22 protein-coding genes are annotated in these 21,511 nt (G+C 52.9%); 17 read left to right on the top strand and 5 right to left on the bottom strand.

The features are described from left to right. The first annotated feature begins 81 nt into the window (after positions 1-81). The 5 genes from NZD89_RS23695 to NZD89_RS23675 are packed head-to-tail and all read left to right on the top strand — an operon-like array spanning position 82 to position 5,533. On the top strand, positions 82-999 hold the full coding sequence (locus NZD89_RS23695) for a phosphotriesterase family protein (protein WP_268005145.1): 918 nt from the start codon (positions 82-84) through the stop codon (positions 997-999). A 13-nt stretch (positions 1,000-1,012) separates the two neighbouring features. Then, positions 1,013-2,110, top strand: a complete 1,098-nt coding sequence (locus NZD89_RS23690; RefSeq protein ID WP_268005144.1) for an aminotransferase class V-fold PLP-dependent enzyme — start codon at positions 1,013-1,015, stop codon at positions 2,108-2,110. Further along, positions 2,103-3,158, top strand: coding sequence for an amidase (locus NZD89_RS23685; RefSeq protein WP_268005143.1), 1,056 nt, complete (start codon positions 2,103-2,105; stop codon positions 3,156-3,158). The genes NZD89_RS23690 and NZD89_RS23685 overlap by 8 nt, the downstream gene beginning before the upstream one ends. Positions 3,159-3,161: 3 nt before the next feature. Beyond that, entirely contained in the window at positions 3,162-4,313 is a 1,152-nt protein-coding gene (locus NZD89_RS23680) for an alanine racemase (RefSeq protein WP_268005142.1), read from the top strand. Further along, positions 4,310-5,533 (top strand): phosphopentomutase, encoded by a 1,224-nt coding sequence (locus tag NZD89_RS23675; RefSeq protein WP_268005141.1) that lies wholly within the window; start codon positions 4,310-4,312, stop codon positions 5,531-5,533. The genes NZD89_RS23680 and NZD89_RS23675 overlap by 4 nt, the downstream gene beginning before the upstream one ends. A 139-nt stretch (positions 5,534-5,672) precedes the next feature. Here the strand turns inward: NZD89_RS23675 and NZD89_RS23670 are convergent, their stop codons facing one another. Then, positions 5,673-6,407, bottom strand: coding sequence for a LysR substrate-binding domain-containing protein (locus tag NZD89_RS23670; protein ID WP_268005140.1), 735 nt, complete (start codon positions 6,405-6,407; stop codon positions 5,673-5,675). A 280-nt stretch (positions 6,408-6,687) separates the two neighbouring features. Between NZD89_RS23670 and NZD89_RS23665 the strand changes: the two genes are divergently transcribed. Continuing rightward, a complete protein-coding gene (locus NZD89_RS23665) occupies positions 6,688-8,145 on the top strand; it encodes an MFS transporter (RefSeq protein WP_268005139.1) in 1,458 nt (485 codons plus the stop codon). Positions 8,146-8,184: 39 nt separating this feature from the next. Here NZD89_RS23665 and NZD89_RS23660 read toward each other — a convergent pair whose 3' ends face one another. Then, on the bottom strand, positions 8,185-8,964 hold the full coding sequence (locus NZD89_RS23660) for a DeoR/GlpR family DNA-binding transcription regulator (RefSeq protein ID WP_268005138.1): 780 nt from the start codon (positions 8,962-8,964) through the stop codon (positions 8,185-8,187). 287 nt (positions 8,965-9,251) lie between these two features. Between NZD89_RS23660 and NZD89_RS23655 the strand changes: the two genes are divergently transcribed. From NZD89_RS23655 to NZD89_RS23625, 7 genes are all read left to right on the top strand, one after another. Then, the gene (locus NZD89_RS23655; protein WP_268005137.1) at positions 9,252-10,331 is read left to right on the top strand and encodes an MDR/zinc-dependent alcohol dehydrogenase-like family protein; all 1,080 of its coding nucleotides are present in this window, start codon (positions 9,252-9,254) and stop codon (positions 10,329-10,331) included. A 36-nt stretch (positions 10,332-10,367) separates the two neighbouring features. Further along, complete coding sequence (locus NZD89_RS23650) at positions 10,368-11,162, top strand: SDR family NAD(P)-dependent oxidoreductase (RefSeq protein ID WP_268005136.1); 795 nt, start codon at positions 10,368-10,370, stop codon at positions 11,160-11,162. 34 nt (positions 11,163-11,196) lie between these two features. Beyond that, entirely contained in the window at positions 11,197-11,670 is a 474-nt protein-coding gene (gene rpiB, locus NZD89_RS23645) for a ribose 5-phosphate isomerase B (RefSeq protein ID WP_268005135.1), read from the top strand. Beyond that, positions 11,651-12,646, top strand: a complete 996-nt coding sequence (locus NZD89_RS23640; RefSeq protein ID WP_268005134.1) for a dihydroxyacetone kinase subunit DhaK — start codon at positions 11,651-11,653, stop codon at positions 12,644-12,646. The genes rpiB and NZD89_RS23640 overlap by 20 nt, the downstream gene beginning before the upstream one ends. Positions 12,647-12,672: 26 nt before the next feature. Continuing rightward, positions 12,673-13,320, top strand: a complete 648-nt coding sequence (dhaL, locus tag NZD89_RS23635; protein WP_268005133.1) for a dihydroxyacetone kinase subunit DhaL — start codon at positions 12,673-12,675, stop codon at positions 13,318-13,320. Positions 13,321-13,426: 106 nt separating this feature from the next. Beyond that, the gene (locus NZD89_RS23630) at positions 13,427-14,746 is read left to right on the top strand and encodes an MFS transporter (protein ID WP_268005132.1); all 1,320 of its coding nucleotides are present in this window, start codon (positions 13,427-13,429) and stop codon (positions 14,744-14,746) included. 84 nt (positions 14,747-14,830) lie between these two features. Next, the gene (locus NZD89_RS23625; RefSeq protein ID WP_268005131.1) at positions 14,831-16,498 is read left to right on the top strand and encodes a ribulokinase; all 1,668 of its coding nucleotides are present in this window, start codon (positions 14,831-14,833) and stop codon (positions 16,496-16,498) included. 140 nt (positions 16,499-16,638) lie between these two features. Here NZD89_RS23625 and NZD89_RS23620 read toward each other — a convergent pair whose 3' ends face one another. Genes NZD89_RS23620 through NZD89_RS23610 form a run of 3 tightly spaced genes read right to left on the bottom strand, consistent with a single transcriptional unit; the run spans position 16,639 to position 17,622 of the window. Beyond that, positions 16,639-16,869: a hypothetical protein gene (locus tag NZD89_RS23620; RefSeq protein ID WP_268005130.1), complete on the bottom strand. Its 231-nt coding sequence runs from the start codon at positions 16,867-16,869 to the stop codon at positions 16,639-16,641. Between the two features lie 4 nt (positions 16,870-16,873). Beyond that, complete coding sequence (locus tag NZD89_RS23615) at positions 16,874-17,185, bottom strand: hypothetical protein (RefSeq protein ID WP_268005129.1); 312 nt, start codon at positions 17,183-17,185, stop codon at positions 16,874-16,876. 14 nt (positions 17,186-17,199) lie between these two features. Further along, a complete protein-coding gene (locus NZD89_RS23610; RefSeq protein ID WP_268005128.1) occupies positions 17,200-17,622 on the bottom strand; it encodes a hypothetical protein in 423 nt (140 codons plus the stop codon). 122 nt (positions 17,623-17,744) lie between these two features. Here NZD89_RS23610 and NZD89_RS23605 point away from each other — a divergent pair, with 122 nt between their 5' ends. From NZD89_RS23605 to bioD, 4 genes are all read left to right on the top strand, one after another. Continuing rightward, entirely contained in the window at positions 17,745-18,065 is a 321-nt protein-coding gene (locus NZD89_RS23605) for a hypothetical protein (protein WP_268005127.1), read from the top strand. 203 nt (positions 18,066-18,268) lie between these two features. Beyond that, positions 18,269-19,636 carry an adenosylmethionine--8-amino-7-oxononanoate transaminase gene (bioA, locus tag NZD89_RS23600; RefSeq protein ID WP_268008596.1) on the top strand — a complete coding sequence of 456 codons (1,368 nt, stop codon included), beginning with the start codon at positions 18,269-18,271 and terminating at the stop codon, positions 19,634-19,636. Beyond that, entirely contained in the window at positions 19,636-20,808 is a 1,173-nt protein-coding gene (bioF, locus tag NZD89_RS23595) for an 8-amino-7-oxononanoate synthase (protein WP_268005126.1), read from the top strand. Before bioA ends, bioF begins: the two co-directional genes overlap by 1 nt. Next, on the top strand, positions 20,805-21,506 hold the full coding sequence (bioD, locus tag NZD89_RS23590; RefSeq protein WP_268005125.1) for a dethiobiotin synthase: 702 nt from the start codon (positions 20,805-20,807) through the stop codon (positions 21,504-21,506). Before bioF ends, bioD begins: the two co-directional genes overlap by 4 nt. Positions 21,507-21,511: the final 5 nt, after the last annotated feature.

Raw genomic sequence — 21,511 nt, 5'->3', positions numbered from 1 at the left:
TTGTTGAAAGCGTTGGCAGGACCGAACGGTAGGATGGACGGCTCGTCCATCCTACGACAATTCTAACCAGGGGTGTAAGCCATGAGTTTTGTACGGACTGTGTTAGGCGACATTTCACCAAATGAAATTCAACAGACGATGATTCATGAACACCTATTCTTTGACTTATCGCATGTAAGAAATGAAACGGACTCCATCCTCTCCGATAGTCCAGATCTCGAGGACGAACTGTGCCAAGTCAAAAAATTTGGCGGAAACACCATCGTCGAAGTCACAAATCTGGGGATGGGCAGGAACGTAACGGGCCTCGCGCGATTGTCTGAGAGACTGGGCATCCACATCGTGTGCGCAACTGGGTTTTATAAGGAAAGTGTGTATCCGGAAGAGGCGTTTACAAAATCGCGTGAAGAGATTGCGGATCTATTTACATCAGAGATTCTGACCGGAGTCGGAGATAATGGCGTCAGGGCCGGCATCATCTCGGAAATCGGTAGTAGTCATCACGAGATCACCGCGGCGGAAGAAAAGGTATTCCGCGCCGCATGCGATGCACACAAAAGAACGAAAGCCCCCCTTAGTACCCATTGCGAACTGGGTACAGAGGGAACTGCACAACTGCGCATTTTTGAACAGGAACAGGTCGACCTGAAACACATTTCTTTCGGACACCAGGACCTGAATACGGATCTCGAAGAACAAGTGTTGCTACTTCAATCGGGTGCATACATCCAGTTCGACACCATTGGTAAGAACAACTATCGGTCGCATCGGGATCGGCTGGAGAACCTATTGAACCTTCTCGATAAAGGATTTGAAGACCAACTGATGTTGTCCGTGGACATGACTCGGAAATCGTATTTTCGCAAAAACGATGGACCAGGGTATATCTATCTATTCGATACATTTCTCCCCGATCTACGCAAAGCTGGTGCCACAGATTTGGTCATTGACAAGTTGATGATTTACAATCCGCGCCGCTTTTTGGCGTTCGCAGAATAGGCGATGAAATATGATGAAAGTCTTTCCATTAGAACCTGTGTCATTTGAGGAAGCGAAACAGTTTCAATTCAAACTAGTCGACGCTATCTCGAACGAATTTCGAGGAACCGAGATGTTTCAACTGGGAGACGTCGGGGTCACGCGACAGGGAATGCCGGCCACCACTCGCAAGGTGGAACGAGTCCTCGCCTCGTTCTTCGGGTGTGAAGACTGCGCACTTGTACGTGGAGCCGGGACTGGCGCAATCCGCAATGCTTTGGCCGCATACCTGGAACCGGGTGACGCCATGGCCGTTCATCATGCGCCGATTTATACCACGACGAAAGAAACATTACGCATGATGGGCATTGATTGCGTTTCTGTCGATTTACACGATGACGAGGCAGTGAAAGACGCGGTACAGCGAGTGAAGCTTCTTTACGTGCAGCATACCCGACAGCAACCAAGTGACCGATATTCCTTAGAGCACGTGATTCAAACAGCAAAATCAGCCCGACCCGATATTCCGGTCATCATCGATGAAAATTATGCCGTGTTTAAAACCCAGCGGATAGGGGTGCAAATGGGGGCGGACGTCTCTACTTTTTCTGCATTCAAGTTGCTCGGGCCGGAGGGGATTGGCGTGGTTTTGGGTCCACAATCCTGCGTGGCCACGATTCATCAGAGAAACTACTCCGGGGGTGGACAGGTACAAGGCCACGAGGCGATGGAACTGTTGCGTGCGCTGACGATGGCGCCTGTGCTGATTGCAGTCCAGATAGAGCAGGTCCAAGCGCTCAGTGATGTTCTCAACGATGGCGCTGTCCCGGCCATTCTCCAAGCATACATCGCCAATGCGCAATCGCGCACGGTCATCGCGCAACTGAATGAACCGATCGCCGCCGACGTCGTTGCCGCTGTAAATGAGTTCGGTGGTGCAAGTTATCCAGTTGGAGCGGAGTCGAAGTACGAAGTTTTGCCGATGATCTACCGCGTATCCGGGTCATTTTGTGAAAGCGATCCGGACTTAAAACCCTACTTGTTGCGGATCAATCCGATGCGGGCATCTGCTCGTCTGGTGGTAGACATCTTAAATAAGGCTATCTCGAAGGTGATGTCGGACCATGCGTGAGTTGGATTACATGGAGCGCGTCGCTTACGCCTATGCTCGGGCGCTGCAATCCACTGACAGCACGGTGTGGGTGAATCGACGGATACCAACAGATGCTCGGGTAAAGTGGGAACAGTGCCTCGATATTGGATGTGCGCCGGCGCTGTTCGGCGTGAAGGATACGAGTCAGATTTCGCGGGAGATGATCGACAGACTGGCAAAAGATCCGAGGTTCGTTTGGATGTCTGTGGATCGGATGGCTCCACACGGGCGCGCGATCGATCCCGAACTTGTGAACCCTTTGACCGGACGGCGCATGACTGGCTCAACCAGCGGTGGACCTGTCAACATCCTCCGCGGGATTCACGACTTGGCGATTGGGACGGACGGAGGGGGCTCCATTTTAGGACCGGCCATCGCGACGCAACTCGTGGGGATCAACGGAAAAGGTCTGGGTCTCGTTGGCAGGCAGCCTTCGAAATCCACTGACGGTTATCCCCTTACGGTTGGAATTGGGGCCATCAGTCACACATTTGCCTTGGCTCGAGACGCGATCGAGGTGTTGCTCGGCAGGCCTCTCTCAGGTCGTTCCGAAGGTCTGCGGATTGCCTTGGACGAAGCGGCCCCGCGAGGTGCTTTAGCCACACTCAATCAGCATTTCGCCAAGGTGGAGTCGTTTTCGAAACAGGGGGCCTTTCAGCGAGAGGTCGGGATCAAATTGCTCGAGTCACTCTTTGAGCACAGTGATGTTGTCGTTTCGTATGAAGGACCAGTCGACGTCGACGCCTACTCCGATTCACTTGCCACGGGGCAGCACGTCGATGACCGGGGCGGTAAATTTTTGTTACGTTGTGCAAATATCGTGAATGCTACTGCGGTGGCGATACCGGATGAACATCCCGCACGAGGATTCGTTGTGATGGCGCCGGAAGGGTACCAGCACGCTTGTAACGCTTTATCCGTAGCGGAAAGCTTAGCTGCTCAGTCTTCAAAAACGGATCTGTATGAAGACTATTTCATTCGTAGAATGCGCGTAGAACACAGTGGCTTCTTTCATTTGGAGGTGTAGTACATGTTTCTTCATCCCTTGTTGGAGTGTAATCCTACTCTGGTCGATACAGCTTTGACACTCTACCGGGAAGGGCGAATACCTCCGAATTCATATATTCTCGACATCGACCGGATTTCCGAAAACGCGACCGCTCTGGCAGCGGCCGCAAGGCAATCGGGCATCTCATTGTACTTCATGACGAAGCAGATCGGCCGCAATCCAATTGCGTCCAGGGCAATCGTCGAAGCAGGGATTTCAAAAGCAGTAGCTGTCGATCCGGTCGAGGCACTCCTTCTCGCCGACCAAGGCGTTTTACTAGGACATGTCGGACACCTGGTCCAAGTGCCGCCGTACTACCTGGACAAGATCCTTTCCTATCAGCCTGAGGTTATGACCGTCTTCAGCGTGGAGGCGGCTGCCAATATCTCTGAAGCTGCGCGAAAACGAGGCATTGTGCAGAAACTGTTGTTAAGAGTCGTCCGCGACGGGGATTATTTGTACGACGCTCAGCATGGGGGCCTCGCGTTTGAGTCTCTAGCTGCCATCGCAGAGCAAATTGCCAATCTCGCGAATGTCACAATCGCGGGGGTCACCTCGTTTCCGAGTTTGATTGTCGAGGGGGGCGTGGCGAAACCCACACGCAACTTTGAGACACTTTGTCTCGCCACAGACGTGTTGCGCAAGCTAGGCATAGCGATAGAGCAGATTAACGCTCCGAGTGTCACGTCCGTGTCGACCATTCCCACGCTTGCTCACCTGGGAGCGACCCACGGTGAGCCAGGACACGCGTTGACCGGAACGACGCCGTTACACACCGTTAAAGGTCAAACAGAGGTTCCAGCGTATCTGTACATCACCGAAGTATCGCATGTATGCGAAGGTGAGAGTTACGTGTTCGGCGGTGGATATTATCCGCGTGGCAAAGCGCAAAATGCGTTGGTTTGTCCGAAAGTTGGCAGCCCTAAGCTCGCGAAAGCCGTGATGCCAGATGCACAGAGCATCGATTACTACCTGAAGGTAGAGGGGGAGTTTCCAGTCGGGACACCTGTCATATTTGCCTTTCGTACGCAGATGTTTGTCACACGGGCGAACGTGGTGCCGGTCATCGGCGCTTCGTCGTCTCGTCCACACGTCGAGGGCATTTATAATGTAGAAGGGAAGCAAATGAAATGAAACGAGCCGTAGTGCTAGTTATCGACGGATTTGGTGCGGGGGCGATGCAGGACGTCTCGGAGGTTCGGCCACAAGACCTGCATGCCGACACGATGAAACACGTCCTTGAAGCCACCGGCGTAAAGCTTCCATTCCTCGCGAAGTTCGGACTAGGAACCATTTTGAATGATCCTGCCTTGCTCCAAGTAGATGATCCCATCGCCAGTTATGGGCGCTGCAATTTGTACCATCCTGGAGCGGATAGTTATGCCGGTCACAACGAAATTATGGGAGCCAGGCCCTTACATCCAAAGATGCAGTTCATTCGGGAATTAGCGAGCGAAATCGAAGAGCAGTTGACGCTAAGGGGATGGACTGTGTCTTATCCCGTTCGTGGAACAAAGGTAATGCTCGTCAATGACCAAATATTGATTGCCGACAACATGGAAAATGATCCGGGTCAAATCATCAATGTCACCGGTGCGCTGGACGTAACACCATTTTCCGATATTTTGGCCGTTGGACAGGTGGTCCGCAGGATTGCTAAGACTAGCCGCGTGATTGCACTTGGCGGCACGGGTGTCAGCGTCCGAGACGTGATCGACCATGTCGTGATTGAACCTCTGCGCAGCGGGGTCGACACGGGTCGGCTCAATATCTACAACGAAGACTATCAGGTTCGCCACTTGGGCTATGGAATCGACCCGGATACACAAATTCATTCGATTTTGCGGCGGTCGGGTAAAACGGTGTATCTATACGGCAAGATGGCGGATGTGATCACCGGTGACGTGAATGAGCGCAATCCGATGGTCGATAGCCAGGGCGTCATCGATTTAATCGTCCACCGTCTTGAAAACATGCGTGGCGAGGGTCTCGTGTGTGCGACCGTTCAGGAAACAGATTTAGCCGGACACGAACAGGACCCGCAAAAGTTCGCGCGCGTACTGAACATCGTGGACAGAGGCGCCGAAGCAATTTTTGGCGCCCTTGAGGACGGGGACTTGTTCATCATTACCGCCGATCACGGCAACGACCCATGCATTGGCTCAAGTCAGCACACGCGTGAGACCACACCGCTGCTCGTGCATCGAAAGGGCGATGCGTCATACCGTCTCGGCGTGCGAGAGACGTTGGCGGACATCGCGGCGACGGTGTCGCAGTTCTTCGACGTACCGGCGCCGGAGTTCGGCGTTTCGTGCTTTGCGGATACGTCCTATCCGCGAAATAGCCAATCGTAATTTTAGATGACGGTTTCGGCGCGTAACGATGAGGTGATATCGCCTCTTAGGCGAATGCTGGAAACCGCGCCTGCGTTGCCAATTCCTTAGGCAAGCTTCGTCTTGACTGACCATAGGCCGTGTGTTTATGGGGTCGAGTCTACGCGCGGGAAGGGCTCATGCCGTCGCGGAAGAGCTGGGAGGTGGACGGTTCCTCTCCCGGCTCGACAGTCGACAGGTTGCTCGATGTGGATGACGCGCGTTCCACGTGTGGCAGTGGCGTCACAACCCCCCTTTCGTAGTCGGAATCTGGATTCCAGATATGGTGAATTGTTGCGGGTTTCGGGATGGAATCCACATGACTTTTTAGGTACTGACCCACTTTTTTCATCTTTGTGCTGAGATCCGGCGGAAGCTCCGGGTTATAGATAAAATAGATGGATCGAAAAGGGAACAATGAATTCAAAGGGACATGTGTAAGTGGGTACTTACCATCGCAGATGGCATTGGCTGATATCGTACAGGCGATGCCTTGTTGTACCATTTGCCCAAGTACCTCAATTTGGTCGATCTCCGCGAGTAAATTCGGTTTGTTGATCCCCTCCCTGGCAAACATCGCGTCGATCAGACGGCGAAGTGAGCCACCCGCGCGTGGAAGCACGTACGGCAGTTGGGACAAGAAGTCATATGGATAAGCTGCGCTAGATGACTGTTCCAGAATGGGATTCAGCATGTGACTCGCACCAATCAGATAGATGGTTTGAGTGGTGATTTTCAACGACTGAATCCCTCGAAATTCTTCCCCAATTCCACTCAGCAGTCCCGCGTGAAGCATTGTATTGCTGACTTGGGTTCGGTCATGGTGAGTGGGTGTGATATCCATACTCCTCTCCACTTCGTCGCCTGCTTCCAAGTCCCCCTCTATTTTTTCCAGCCGAATTGCCGTTCATGTGTCGCATAGGTGTCAACGACTACACAATGGATAATTCATTGATTCTTCTTCGCCCATAAAGCTGCACGGATATTACTATATTCGGAATATTATTTGTTTTAATCATTTTACTCTCGTAAATTCGGAAGATAAAATAAACAGTATAGCTGCGGGACTGATAGCGACGAAGTTGTCGAAATACCATACATAGATGCAGCAATGATGCGGTGTGAGGAGACGAAACATGGTGGAATCGAAGCCTGGGCAGGCGGTTACTAGAGAGGGCAATCCAAGAACGTGGTGGATCCTAGCAAATGTGTCCGTTGGCACCTTTATGTCGACTTTGGATGGCAGTATTGCCAATGTTGGGTTGCCGACCATCTCTGAGTCGTTACACGTCCCGTTACATGTCGTTCAATGGGTGGTATCTGCCTATCTGCTGACCATTTGTGCGATGCTCCCACTGGTCGGGAACTTGGCGGATCGGTTCGGGCGCAGTCGCTTGTACAACGTCGGCTTCTTGGTTTTTTCCGCCGGATCCGCCTGTTGTGCGCTGTCGGGATCGATTTCGCTGCTCATCGGATCGAGGATCTTACAAGCGATTGGAGCTTCTTTGTTGATGGCGAACAGCCAAGCGCTGGTTTTCACGACATTCCCGGCGCATCAGCGTGGGCGCGCTTTTGGTGTGATCGGTTCCATGGTGTCACTGGGCTCCCTCGCGGGTCCGGCGGTGGGTGGGGTGTTGATTGGGTATTTTGGCTGGCCATCAATTTTCTGGGTGAATGTTCCGATTGGTGTGGTCGGGTTCGTCGCCGGGTTGTTTCTCTTACCGAGAGGAAACGCCGCATCTGCCAGGTCAGGTCGGTTTGATTACGCTGGATCGGGCTTGTTTGTGGTGGGGATCATCTCACTCTTGTACATGATATCGAACGGGGATTCCTGGGGATGGTCATCCGCGCGCAGTCTCCTGTATCTTGCGGTAGCCATCGTACTTTTGGTTCTGTTTGGCATTCGCGAACGGCTGGCGCGCAATCCAATTATTGACTTCTCTCTGTATCGGAATCGGGCGTTTACCTCGGCCAGTTTTGCAGCTATGTTGTCCTTTATTTCACTGTTTTGCACAACTACGATGATGCCGTTCTACCTAGAAGACGTGCTACACGTGAGCCCACAAGTCACCGGTACTGTGATGATGGCCTACCCTCTGACCATGGCAGTCGTGGCTCCGCTCTCTGGCTCGTTGTCCGATAAAATTGGCCCGAATGTACTGACAACAGGTGGGCTTGCCCTCAATGCTCTTGGTTTTATCCTTCTGACATTGCTCTCCACACACGTCGCGGTGTGGCTCGTCGCCTTGCATCTATGCATTTTCGGCGTGGGTCAAGGGATGTTTCAATCACCCAACAATTCGAGCTTGATGGGCACCGCGCCAAGGGAGAAAGTGGGCCTGGTGGGCGGCTTGAACGCCCTCGTTCGAAACATTGGGATGGTATTGGGGATTGCATTCTCCGTTTCTCTGTTTTCCATCCGTCTGCACGCGTTGACCGGAATGGCCACCCAGGCGTCGCTCACCAACGTGCCAGTGCATCCGTTTATCTCAGCGCTGCACATGGTATTTTGGTCAGCGGCTGGCGTTTGCCTTTTGGGCTCGGTGATCTCGTCGTTGAGAGGACGCAAGCGAGAAGTTCCGGTGACTCGGTGATTTCCATCTTCGCGTGCATTCCTGCACGCATTGAACGCTTTATTTGTCGGAACGAAGCGGCTTGGCTGTCGTGATTTGAAGGTTTGGAAACGACTTGGCATACATCTTCTCTGCACCGCCGTCCGTGATGACGGTGTGGGTCTTTGCTAACGATCCGAAAATCCCCACAGAGTATTTACCTAATTTCGAGGAGTCGAGCAAGCAGTAGCGCTCCATACTCTTATCGAACATACGTCGTTTCAAATCTACCTCGTGCAGATCGAAATCCATCAAATCTCCTTCAGGAGAAGCTGCCCGTGCCGAGAAGAAGAACTTCTTTACGTATACTTTGTCGAGAATTTCCGCCCCCATCAACCCTTCGACGTTGTTTTGATTGCGCAAGACCCCGCCGATGAGCATCGTGGTGATATTCGGATTGTCGACAAGGGCCTGCGCAGCATGTATACCATTGGTGATCACCGTGAGTGTCATATCCGTTTTTCGCAGCATTTTTGCAAGCTCAAGACACGTTGAGCTCGCATCGAAGAGAATTGAATCGTGTTCGTGAATGTACTGAAGCGACGCTAGTGCTATCGCTTGTTTTTCATCGATGTGCTGCGTAAGTCTACTTGCAAAACTCAAATCGTTTTCGTCGGCTGCGATGGCACCGCCCCGAGTTCTCTGCAGCAAGTTCTTGTCTTCCAAGTACCGGAGGTCGGTACGGATAGTCGCCTCTGACACGTTGAAATGCTTCGCCAACTCCGAAACCGATACCCGCGAATTCGCCTCAATATTTTTGAGGATGAGAGTACGTCGCTCTTCTGTATATAGATCCTTCATGGATGTTCCTCCCGCGATAGCCACCACTGTTCTCTACTTGTATTGTATTTTATATTTTGCATTTTCGCACCTACTCCACAATAAAATAAAAATAATTGAAAGTTATCGAAAGACGTATTGACAAATAAACGATAGTTAATGAAAATGTAGAAAACCAAGCGAAACATAGATGGATATGCGCGAACCATTGGTATTTTTAGGAGCAAGCGTCTCTATCTAAGTTTGGTACGATACTTGTAAGCGCTGTAGGATGTTCGTATTTGAATTTTAAGAAGAGGTGTTCATGTATGTCTATCCCATCGCATATGAAGGCAGTTGTCTGCTACGGACCTGGGGACTATCGCTTGGAGACAGTAGAGGTCCCGCGCGCAGACAGAGGTGAAATGGTCATTAAGGTTGAGGCCTGTGGCATTTGCGCGGGGGATGTGAAGGCTTGGGATGGTGCTCCGAGTTTCTGGGGGGGCGATGGCCAGCCGAAATATATCAAAGAACCAATGATTCCGGGTCATGAGTTCATTGGCGAGATCGTCGAAATTGGAGAAGGCGTGAAGGGCGATTTTGCCATAGGTGATAGGGTCATTTCTGAGCAGATTGTCCCGTGTTGGGAGTGCCGATTTTGCAATCGCGGTGAGTATTGGATGTGTGAGAAACACGACCTTTACGGCTTTCAGAACAATGTAAACGGTGGCATGGCGGAGTATATGAAGTTCCCGGTTGAAGGGATCCAACACAAGGTTCCAAAGGATCTGACGCTGGAACAGGCGATTCTGATTGAACCGTATGCATGCTCAATGCACGCCGTTCAGCGCGCCAATATTCAACTGGGCGATTTCGTCGTGATTTCCGGGGCGGGGACGCTTGGCCTTGGCATGATCGGCGCGGCGAAGCTGCGCGGTCCCGGCAAACTTGTCGTCTTGGATTTGCGCCCGGAAAGACTTGAACTGGCTAAGAAATTCGGAGCGGACCTCGTCATGAACCCGGCGGAAGAGGATGTCGTTGCAAAAATCAAGGAGATGACCGGCGGTTATGGCGCGGATATCTATATCGAGGCGAGCGGTGCTGCTCCAAGTGTGGTACAGGGGCTACAACTGATCAGGAAATTGGGGCGCTTCGTCGAGTTTAGCGTGTTTAAAGACCCGGTGTCAGTCGATTGGAGCATTATCAGCGACCGCAAGGAGCTCGATGTGCTCGGTTCTCACCTTGGACCGTATTGTTATCCGCTTGTGATTGAAGGGATTCAAAACGGCAGCTTGCCAACGGAGGGCGTCGTTACACACCAACTGCCTTTGGAGCGGTTTGAGGAAGGCTTCCAATTGATGAAGAAGGGCGTCAATTCGCTCAAGGTGATTCTCATTCCCGAAGCTTGATCACACGACGAAATGGACATGAGGCGAGGTGGCTGTATGACCGTGCAATCGAATGCAAACCTGTTTGATGTAAGTGGGAAGACAGTTCTCATCACTGGCGGTGCACGAGGATTGGGCCGAAATTACGGGGAGGCCTTCGTACAACACGGATGTCATGTCGTACTTGGCGACATCGACGCAGACCTAGTGAAGCAGACGGCCACCGAGCTCAATCAACTCGCACGGACAACCGCGACATGTGAAGGCATCGAACTCGATGTAACAAATGAAGAACAGGTAGAAGCGGTCGTCCGACACGTGGTAGATACCTACGGTGATATCGATGTCGTGATCAACAACGCCGGAATTGTAGACCGTGTCGGCGTCGAAGAGATGACACTCGATGCTTGGAATCGAACGATGGGGATCAATTTGACGGGCGTGTTTCTGGTTTCCAAGTATGTCGCGCGTGAAATGATTCAACGCCGCACAAAGGGCTCCATTATCAACATGGCTTCGATGTCTGGAGAAATTGTGAACGTTCCGATGGAGCAGGCTGCCTACAATACTTCCAAAGCTGCGGTGGCCATGTTCACCAAATCCTGCGCAGTAGAGTGGGCCGAGTACGGCATTCGCGTGAACGCCATCGCGCCCGGCTACATGAAAACGGATATGACCGGACCGGACTTCGAACCGGGAGGAAAATTCTATCACCTCCTCGACGCGATTCCAATGCGGCGCTTAGGGCTTCCCAACGAGCTCAGTGGGCTCGCACTATTTCTGGCGTCCGAGGCTTCATCGTATATCACAGGCGCCGTGATGAACGTCGATGGTGGGTACACACTGATCTGATCAAATAGAGAACTGCTTGGAGGGAGACGGTACGATGGACATTGCAATTGGCTGCGATGACGTCGCAATTGAGTTGAAAGAAACGATTATCGAGCATCTGAAGGAAAGAGGACAAAATCCGGTGGACTTTGGGTGTGGTCAAGCGGAGGTGGCGGATTACCCGGATGTCGCGTACAAGGTGGCGAAGGAAATTCAAGCGGGCCACTTTGAACGCGCCATCTTGATATGTGGTACGGGGCTGGGCGTTGCCATTACCGCAAACAAAGTGAAGGGCGTCCGCGCTGCGGTTTGCCACGACACGTACTCGGCAGAACGAGCGAGAAAAAGCAACAACGCACAGGTTTTAACATTTGGATCACGCGTAATTGGACCTGAACTTGCCAAGAGTATCGTCGACGCTTGGTTGGCAAGTGAGTTTCAAGGTGGGAATTCAGCGCGCAAGGTTGACAAGATTGCACACTACGAGTCGGAAGAAATAGGTGAACGAGATGGCCAAGAAACTCATTAATCACCCTGATAGAGTCATTGACGATATGTTGTCTGGCATCTTGCGGATGCATGGTGGCCTACTTAAAAAATCGGACGAAGACCCTCGGGCAATCGTCCGGACGACCCTGGATCCTGGAACGGTGGGGGTCGTCATCGGCGGGGGATCCGGGCACGAGCCTTCATTCATCGGCTATGTCGGCGAGGGCTTTGCGGATGGGGTCGCTGTCGGAAATATCTTCGCCTCACCTTCACCGTACCCGATTCTGACGGCGACGAAAGAGGTAGATCAAGGGGCTGGCGTTCTGTTGATCTACGGAAATTATTCTGGAGACAATATGAACTTTTCCATGGCTGCAGAGCTGGCGGAGATGGACGGTCACCAGGTTCGCGAATTGGTCGTTCACGATGACGTCGCGTCTGCACCAAAGGGCGAGGAGCACAAGCGGCGCGGCATTGCAGGCGAGGTCTTTATTTATAAAATAGCGGGTGCAAAATCGAGGACTGGCGCTTCGTTAGATGAGGTGTATGAAACGACGGAGAAGGCGAACAATTGGACGCGTTCGATGGGCGTCGCGCTGGAGCCTTGCTCACTCCCGCAAACGGGGAAACCGAATTTCTCGATTGGACCTGACGAGATGGAAATTGGTATGGGTGTTCACGGCGAACCTGGCATTCGTCGAACCAAACTCATGTCTGCACGAGAGGTCGCCAAGGAGCTCGTGGAATCCATTTGTGGGGATTTCCCTTACGAAGGTTCGGACGTCGCGGTCATGGTCAATGGCTTAGGGGCAACCTCTCTGCTGGAACTCTACATCGTCTACGACAATGTCGTCGATGAGCTAGCCAAGTTGAACATTCGCGTTCACAAGTCGTTTGTCGGGGAATATATCACGTCTCAGGAAATGGCTGGATGTTCGTTGACCATCATGAAATTGGACGACGAGTTGAAAGAGTTGATCGATGCCCCTGCAAAGACGATGTGTTTCGATTTTTGAGGTCGTTGAAGGAAGGAATGAATTCGATGATTCAACTACAGCAATTACATGAATTATTCCAGGAAATCTCCAAACGCATTCACGAGAAGCGCGACGAATTGTGCGAATTGGACGGGTTCGCTGGAGACGGCGATCACGGCATCAGTATGGACATCGGTTTCGCGGCTGCATGCGCTGTATCGCCGGATGAATTTACGGATATTGGCGAGTATCTAAAAGTTTGCGCCAAGTCGTTTATTCAAGCTGTCGGTGCATCGATCGGCCCTCTGTACGGAACGGCGTTCCTCCGCGCTGCCAAGTACGCAACTGGAAAGTCTGCGCTGTCAGCCGAAGATTGTGTGCAGATGATTCAACTTGGGGTAGCAGGCATGCAGGAACGAGGAAAGGCACAGCTCGGTGATAAAACATTGCTTGATACACTATTGCCGTTCGCGCAAACGCTTCGCGACAGTATGGACGCTCAAGGGTCATGGGCCGACAAGGTGAAGACGGCGATGCAGGAAGCGCATGCGGGCATGGAATCCACTCGTGAGATGGTCGCGAACATTGGGAGGTCGAGCCGCTTAGGTGAACGCTCCCGTGGTGGTGTAGACCCGGGTGCCGCGTCGGCATATGTCGTGTTGCAAGCCGGAGCAGACCTCGTCTCGTTGCGAGTGGGCGAATTCGCAGGCTGATTGCGGCGCACCGCAGAAGAGGACTGGCTGTGGAAGCGGGGATGGAAGGGGCAATCCCCCTTCTATCAGAGTTGGAACAGCGATCATGGAAGAGAGGGGATTACCTGTGTCTATCGACGTACAAAGCGCAAAAGAGCGTGAAATACTAGGCATGCCCGTAAGTTTGTTTTGGGGATTCGTCTCGGTCTTTCTGTTCATGGTGGGCGACGGTGTCGAGCAAGCATTTCTGTCTAAGTACATGGTGCAGTTAGGATTCAGCGTGAATCAATCTGCAATGGTGTTCAGTATCTACGGTATCACACTTGCGATTGCGTCCTGGTTGTCGGGCGTGCTGGCCGAAATTTGGGGACCGAGACGCGCGATGGTTCTTGGCTTTATCATTTGGGTCGTCTTTGACGTTGGCTTCTTATACTTCGGTCTCGATCACAAAAATTACGCGATGATGTTGGTCATGTACGGATTGCGCGGCTTTGGTTATCCGCTCTTCTCCTTTTCCTTTATCGTGTGGATTTCGTACGTGTCGGAGAAAGACAAATTGGGTAGTGCGATGGGATGGTTTTGGTTCGTATTCGCAGGTGGACTCGGGTTCATTGGGTCTTACTATCCAAGTTTCACCATACCGGTCTTTGGGTTCATGGGGACGTTGTGGAGCTCTCTCGTGTGGATTATCGTAGGCGGATTACTAGGTATCTTACTCATTCGCGAGAAGAGTGACTTTAGTGAAACCGCTTCCGATAGGCAGGTGAGTGTCGAGCGGGAACACGGCAATCGATTGGGTGAATTGGTAAAGGGCATCACCATTGCATTTGAGAATCCTCGTGTCGGAATGGGGGGCATCGTCCGCGTCATCAACACGTCAGCACAATATGGATTCGTCGTCATTCTACCAATTTTCTTTACGCAAACACTTCACTTCTCGACATCGCAGTGGTTGCAGATCTGGGGTGACATGTCCATCAGCAACATGATTTTCAACCTGATCTGGGGAATGGTTGGGGATAAAATTGGATGGCGTGCACAAGTAAAATGGTTTGGCGGAGTCGGTTGTGCCATCACCTCGCTCTTCTTTTATTACGGTCCACTTGCAGCTGGGCACAATTATTGGGTTGCCGTGTTGGCCTCGGTATTATTCGGTATCACGCTCGCTGGGTTCGTACCGTTGTCGGCCATCATGCCTTCCCTCGCACCAAATCACAAGGGTGCGTCTATGTCGATTTTGAATCTCGGGGCAGGGCTAAGTACATTCGTTGGGCCGGCGATTGTCGGTTTACTCAATAACTCCTTCGGGGTACAAGGCATTGTTTGGACATTTGCTGTGCTCTACATCGTGAGTGCGATTCTCACGCACTTTTTGGAGGTTCAAAAGACGAGCGAAGACCCGAGGACCGGCCTGGTCGGCCACGCTTCGGCGAACGAACGTCTATAATCTATCGTATAAATCCCATCACGTGAGCGACGCGTCTTTAATGGCGTCGCTCTTTCTTCGTTCGGTGACGAAGCGCATTTGGAGGTGGAGGTTCTGGATAAGTTTACGATAGGTATTGACTTTGGGACAGAGTCCGCACGTGTGGTGTTGGTCAGCACGACATCGGGACAACTGATGGCCGCACACAGCACGCCCTATCGACATGGTGTCTTGAGCCGCGAATTGCCGACGGGTGAATCCCTTGGTTTCGATTGGGCACTCCAGCATCCAAAGGATTACATAGATGCAATTCGGGAGTCGATTCCGTCAGTTCTGAAGGAAAGTGGGGTCGCGGCGCGGGATGTCATTGGCATCGGAATTGACTTCACATCTTGTACCATCCTTCCGATTGACGAACAGGGGACTCCACTCTGTCTGCTCGAAGCGTATCGACGAAGACCGCACAGTTGGCCAAAGTTATGGAAGCATCACGCCGCGGATGCACAAGCGAGGCTGGCGACGAGCGTCGCAGAGGAACGAGGGGGGCGGTTCCTCGACAGATACGGGGGGAGAATTTCTTCGGAGTGGATGGTACCCAAGGTACTACAGGTTCTCACGGAAGACCCGGAGATCTATCGGGTGGCGGATAAATTTGTCGAGGCAGGTGACTGGATTACGCTATGTCTCACAGGTCGGCTTGTCCGAAATGCGGGCGGAGCTGGATTCAAGGCGCTGTGGCACGCTCGAGATGGATATCCTCCAACCGGGTACTTCCGGGCACTTCATCCCGAATTGGAAGACCTGGTGGACAAAAAACTAGCGGGACGTGTCGTCCCAGTTGGATCGAATGTCGGCGGATTATCTGAGGAGATGGCGTCAAGCCTTGGCCTCCTTCCAGGTACGCCGGTTGCATCGGCAGTCATTGATGCGTTCGCGGCCGTACCAGGATTAGGTATTGCACAGCCGGGGAAGATGGTCTTGGCGATGGGAACGTCCACTTGTCACATGTTATTGGCGGATCGGGAGGAATTTGTTCCAGGGATGACGGGCGTCGTGCAGAATGGCATCATCCCAGGCTACTACGGCTACGAGGCTGGGCAAGCAGCGGTAGGGGATATCTTCGGCTGGTTCGCGCAGCATGGTGTACCTCCATATGTACTGGATTCAGCCCGAAGGGAAGGGATATCCACCTTCGATTGGCTGGAGCGTAGAGCCGATTCTTTGGTACCGGGGGAAAGTGGCCTACTGGCCCTTGACTGGTGGAACGGCAACCGCATTTTAGCGGATACCACGTTGTCAGGGGTGATCATTGGGTACACCCTGGCGACCAAGCCTGAAGAGATTTACCGCGCTTTGCTCGAGTCGACCGCATTTGGCACGCGAATGATCATCGAGCAGTTTGAGGAAAAAGGACTCGAAGTCAATACGCTTCACGTGGGCGGCGGCATTGCCCAGAAAAATCGACTCCTCATGCAAATTTATGCGGATGTCACGGGAAAACGCGTATACGTACCGAAGATGAACGAAAATGTCGCACTTGGTTCCGCCCTATTCGGGGCCGTCGCAGCCGGTCATGGCGCAGGGGGGTACGATTCCGTTCAGGAGGCCATCGAGCAGATGATCTCGTATGAGCAGGTTGTATATCACCCAAACGCATCGACCAGAGAAGTCTATCACTCACAGTACAAGTGTTATGCTGACCTGCACCACTACTTTGGGAAACAAAATAAATCAATCATGTATACGCTCCGACAACTGCGAGATAGGGACTAGGTACCGTTTCACAAGCGTCGATCTGTGCAGCCCCTTTTGAAAAAGAACCGGACCTCACACGTTCCACATAGGTTGCACAAAATACGGATTCGAACGAGCGCTGCTCATTTTGCAGTGCTCGTTTGACACGCGTGGTGCCCTTACGAATCTGCGTCTGATTTGACAACACTGTCCGCACTGTCCATCACGTCTTGGTCGAACGTAATTTGCACGTTTTCACTGAACTCGTTTTTTTCACCACCCAAGGAGCCGAAGCCATCGGAAACCTTGCACACATCCGCCTGGCCAATCCGAATGTTATTCCCAAACGATACGCTGGACGCTCCTGAGATGGTCCCAAGCTGGATGGATCCGAGGCGCCACTGGTTCATCGTCTTAATCCTCCTTTGCACGCTGTGAAGTCTCGATCACTTTGACAACCCAATCGGGAATCTCTGTGTCGTTTTTAAATGAAACGGCGTCCAGCACGTCTGGATCACTCAGGAGCGATCTGAGGCTCTTCATCGTGTTGTGGTCTCCAGTGACATTGCCAAAGCCTTGATTATGCTTTTTGACGCTGCGGAAATTGGTCGGAAAATTGTTGCCTACGTTCAGGCATGAAGCGCCCTCCATGTGGCCAACTGATACCGCGCCTACGAGAAAGACGGTCGATAACAAGGAAGCTTCGGCGTTGTCTTGTTCAGCCAATCTACGATTCCCTCCTAATCTCTCGTGACCTTTACCATGTAGCCACTGTTTGTCGTCGTCACGTTGGGACGGTCGGCCTGCGGGCACGCATCCGAGGGTGCATCCGAGTCGACCTTCGCTGCGTCGGAGTGTTCCGCACCCGATTGAATGAGCCCTTGAAGTTTCGGAATCTTGTTCGACAGAACACGTTTTTCAGGGTTGTCCAATTGAAAATTATTCCCCAAGTTCAGTGTGCCACTGAGTTCTTTTACATCGATTCGCTCCAGTTGAAAGAGCAATTTATCCAGCGTAGCTTGTTCGATTTTTAGGTTTTGAATGTTGATGGTCCCTGGCGCGTTGGCCATTTGCTCCGGTATGGACTTCAGGAGTTGGTTCGTGCGTCGGAGTTCGTCAATTATCAGCGTCTGATTGCGAAGAATGCGACGTGATCTGAACATCAGGTTCCGTTCAACTCCTCTCGGGACGTGTCATCCAAACATTGCGCCGCAATGCGGATCACCTTATGGATATGTTTTTCATTGAATATTATGAAGGGGTGAGCGACATGTGGGAGGATTTCATGAAGTCGTTTTTTAGTGGAGAAGGCCAGAAGATGCCCTGGTGGACAAACATGCCCAATTCCAGTTCCGGGATATTTCCAGAGGGGGTACCGGACTGGGTCAAGCAATTCATGGTATACCCTCTTGGCAATCGTGACGGCGAAAAAGGTGACGGGTCCCAATTTCCCCCGATGTTTCAGGACTTGCGGAAGATGAGTTCACAGTGGCCGTTTACGGCACTTGGGTTTGATCCGTTTTGGATGTTTCACGACAGTGCACAACAGGCGACAAACAAGAAGGCGGGGCCGGGGCGCAAACCGCGGCGTCGACTGCGCGCCTGATAACCCAACTGAAAGTAACGGGGTTTTATGCGCCATGTGGAATCTACTCTTTTGGAGTACTAGTGATGAGGTTTTGCCGGCTCTTTGTCCGCGTCTAGATCTAATTGTTAACCTCGTATAGAATGTATGTTAACAATTGCTGTTGGCTGCAATAGTTGGCAAGGACGCGTGATGAAGGGGGATTTTTGGTGACCTATCACGGCATGACATATGAAGAACTGTGTGAAAAAAACCGTCGGTACCTGTGGAATCCATTTACACAAATGAAGGAATATTTAGCGGATGAACCGGTGATTATCGAGAGCGGCCGCGGTTGCCGATTGCGCGATGTCAAAGGGAATGAGTATTGGGACGGGGTCTCTTCGGTCTGGCTCAACGTCCATGGCCACCGGGTGTCCGAATTAGATGTGGCGATTCGCGAGCAGTTGAACTCGATTGCTCACTCGACACTGCTTGGGATGGGGAGTGTACCGGCCATTTTGTTGGCAGAGAAGCTGATATCCATTGCGCCCAGTGGCCTTCGGAAAGTATTTTTTTCGGATTCGGGCGCGGAGGCCGTCGAGATCGCGCTGAAAATGGCCTTTCAGTACTGGCGAAACCAGGGTGTAGAAGGCAAAACCACGTTTGTGACGATGGGTCAGGCGTATCATGGGGATACAGTGGGGGCTGTCTCGGTGGGATCTATCGATCTGTTCCATCAGGTGTACGCACCCTTGCTGTTTCCATCTCTGAAAGTTCCGTTCCCAAACCTCTATCGAAATCCGTACGGAGAGTCGGGGGAAGACGTGGTGAACGGTTCTCTGCATGCCGTGGAGGAGCTATTCCAGAAGCAGGGGGACCAAATTGCCGCGATGATTGTGGAACCCGTGCAGGGAGCAGGGGGAATGGTTCCCATGCCCCCGGGGTATCTTCGCGCGTTGCGGAATCTGTGCTCTAGCTACCGCATCTTGCTCATTGTAGACGAAGTAGCCACTGGGTTCGGGCGAACCGGTAAGATGTTTGCTTGTGAACACGATGGCGTCACCCCGGACATTTTAACGGTTGCCAAAGGCATCACAGGGGGCTATCTGCCGGTTGCAGCCACCTTGACCACTGATGAGATCTATAATGCCTTTTACGCGGACTACGAGGAGTTCAAAACCCTGTACCACGGTCACTCGTATACCGGGAACCAGTTGGGATGTGCGGTGGCACTAGCGAACCTGAAGCTGTTTGAACAAAGCGACCTCGTGGCTGAGGTGGAACGAAAAGCTGCAAAACTGCATCACTATCTAGAGCCTATCCGATCGCTAGCCCACGTCGGGGACGTTCGGCAAAGTGGATTGATGGTGGGGGTTGAGTTGGTCCAAGACAAGGTCACAAAGGATCCATTCCCGCTGCAGGAGCGTATCGGCAGCCGAGTCGCCAGAAGGTGCCGTGACTTGGGGATGCTGGTCAGGCCCCTGACTGATGTGATGGTGTTTATGCCTCCGCTCGCCGCGAAACTGGAAGATCTCAAAGAGATGACAGCGATTCTGCATCAAGCCATCGCCGAAGTGACCGAGGCTCAGGTGCGGGTGGTTGAAAGCTGATGAAGAGGCTTCAGGACAAGCTGGATCAGCTGAAAGAGGCCGGGCTGTACCGCCGTCTGCGCAGCATGAGCAGTGCTTCCGGGCCACGGGTTCAGGTAGATGGACGGTCGTTGGTGATGTGCGCCTCCAACAACTATCTGGGACTGGTCGACGACGAGCGAATGCGGGCGGCTGCGGTAGATGCGATAGCGCGGTACGGGACGGGAGCGTCTGGGTCTCGTCTGATTACGGGGACGACAGAGCTGCACCTTCAACTGGAGTCGGCCCTCGCCGAGCTCAAGCACACCGAAGCGGCGCTTGTGTTCAACACCGGGTACATGGCGAACTTGGCGGCACTCTCCTGTCTGGTCGGAACGGAAGATGTGATTTTTTCCGACGAACTCAACCACGCGAGCATCATTGATGGGTGCCGCCAATCGAAAGCCTCTGTCGTGGTCTACCGCCACAACGATATGGATGACTTGCGCCGCAAATTAGAGGACACTCCGGTCTCTGGGGAGCGGCTCATTGTGACGGATGGGGTTTTTTCGATGGGCGGGGATTTGGCAAACCTGCCCGCCATCGCCGATCTCGCCGACTCCTACGGCGCCTGTGTGATGGTGGACGATGCCCACGCGACGGGTGTGCTTGGCGAACATGGTGGTGGCACGGCGGACTACTACGGTATTCCGGCTGAGCGGATTGCGGTTCAGGTAGGCACGCTGTCCAAGGCCATCGGAGCGGAGGGTGGGTTTATTGCCGGGGCGCGCGTGCTCATCGACTACTTGGTCAACTGCGCGCGGCCTTTCGTGTTTTCCACGGCGCTGTCGCCGCCTGTACTCGCGGCGGCTTTGCGGGCTATTGAGATCATCCAGACGGAGGGCGGCCGTCGGCATAGACTGCACGCGTTGACAAAGCAGCTTCGACGCGGCCTGGTGAGTGAAGGGTTTGAGGTTCCACCGGGGGAAGCACCCATCATCCCCGTCATTCTGGGAGATCCTCTGCAAACGCTGAAATTCTGTCGACGCCTGGAAGCGGGCGGGGTATTTGCAACGGCCATCCGCCACCCAACGGTACCGTCGGGAACTTCGCGAATTCGGCTGACGCTAATGGCGACTCACTCGGACGAAGACCTTGATCAGATTATCGTTGCATGCAAAACCGCAGGGCGTGGATTAGGAGTGATATCTTGAGCGGGCTGTTCATCACTGCGACAGATACGGAGATCGGCAAGACCCTGGTGGCTGGTGGGATTGCGGCGGCGCTGAGGGCGATCGGGACGGACATCGGAGTGTTTAAGCCGATGCAGAGTGGCAACCTAGCCGGCGATCCCTCGGGAGACGCGGCCCGGTTAAAGGACCTCAGCGGCGTCGACGACGAATTGGACGCCATTTGCCCCTTTTCCTATGAAGAGCCGCTCGCACCGCGGTTGGCGATGGAACGAGCCGGGCAAAGGGTCACCTTACAGGATATTGTGAGTCACTACGATGCGATAAAAATGCGACATAGGCATTGGATTGTCGAGGGGGCAGGAGGATTGGTCGTGCCCTACACATCGGATGCGATGGTCTTTCACTGCGCCAAAGTGATGAACCTTCCGGTGATTGTGGTGGCCAGGCCGGACCTCGGTACGGTTAACCATACGGCACTCACCGTCGCTTATGCACAACGTCAGGGTTTGCAGGTGGGTGGGATCATCGTCAACGGCTACGGGCGCCGGCGACCCGTCGGCGTCGCGGAACAACATAACTTACAAATGATTCGCGAGGTCACCGGCATCGACGTGCTAGGTGTGGTTCCGTGGTTGGGATTAAACCCGTCGCCGGCGGACATTGTCCAAGCCGTGTCGGACAGCGTGGCTTTGGATAAGATTCAACAGTTGTTGGGATAGTTCGG

Source organism: Alicyclobacillus fastidiosus (assembly GCF_026651875.1).
Lineage (GTDB): Bacteria > Bacillota > Bacilli > Alicyclobacillales > Alicyclobacillaceae > Alicyclobacillus > Alicyclobacillus fastidiosus.
This window is presented reverse-complemented; position numbering and strand designations above follow the sequence as displayed.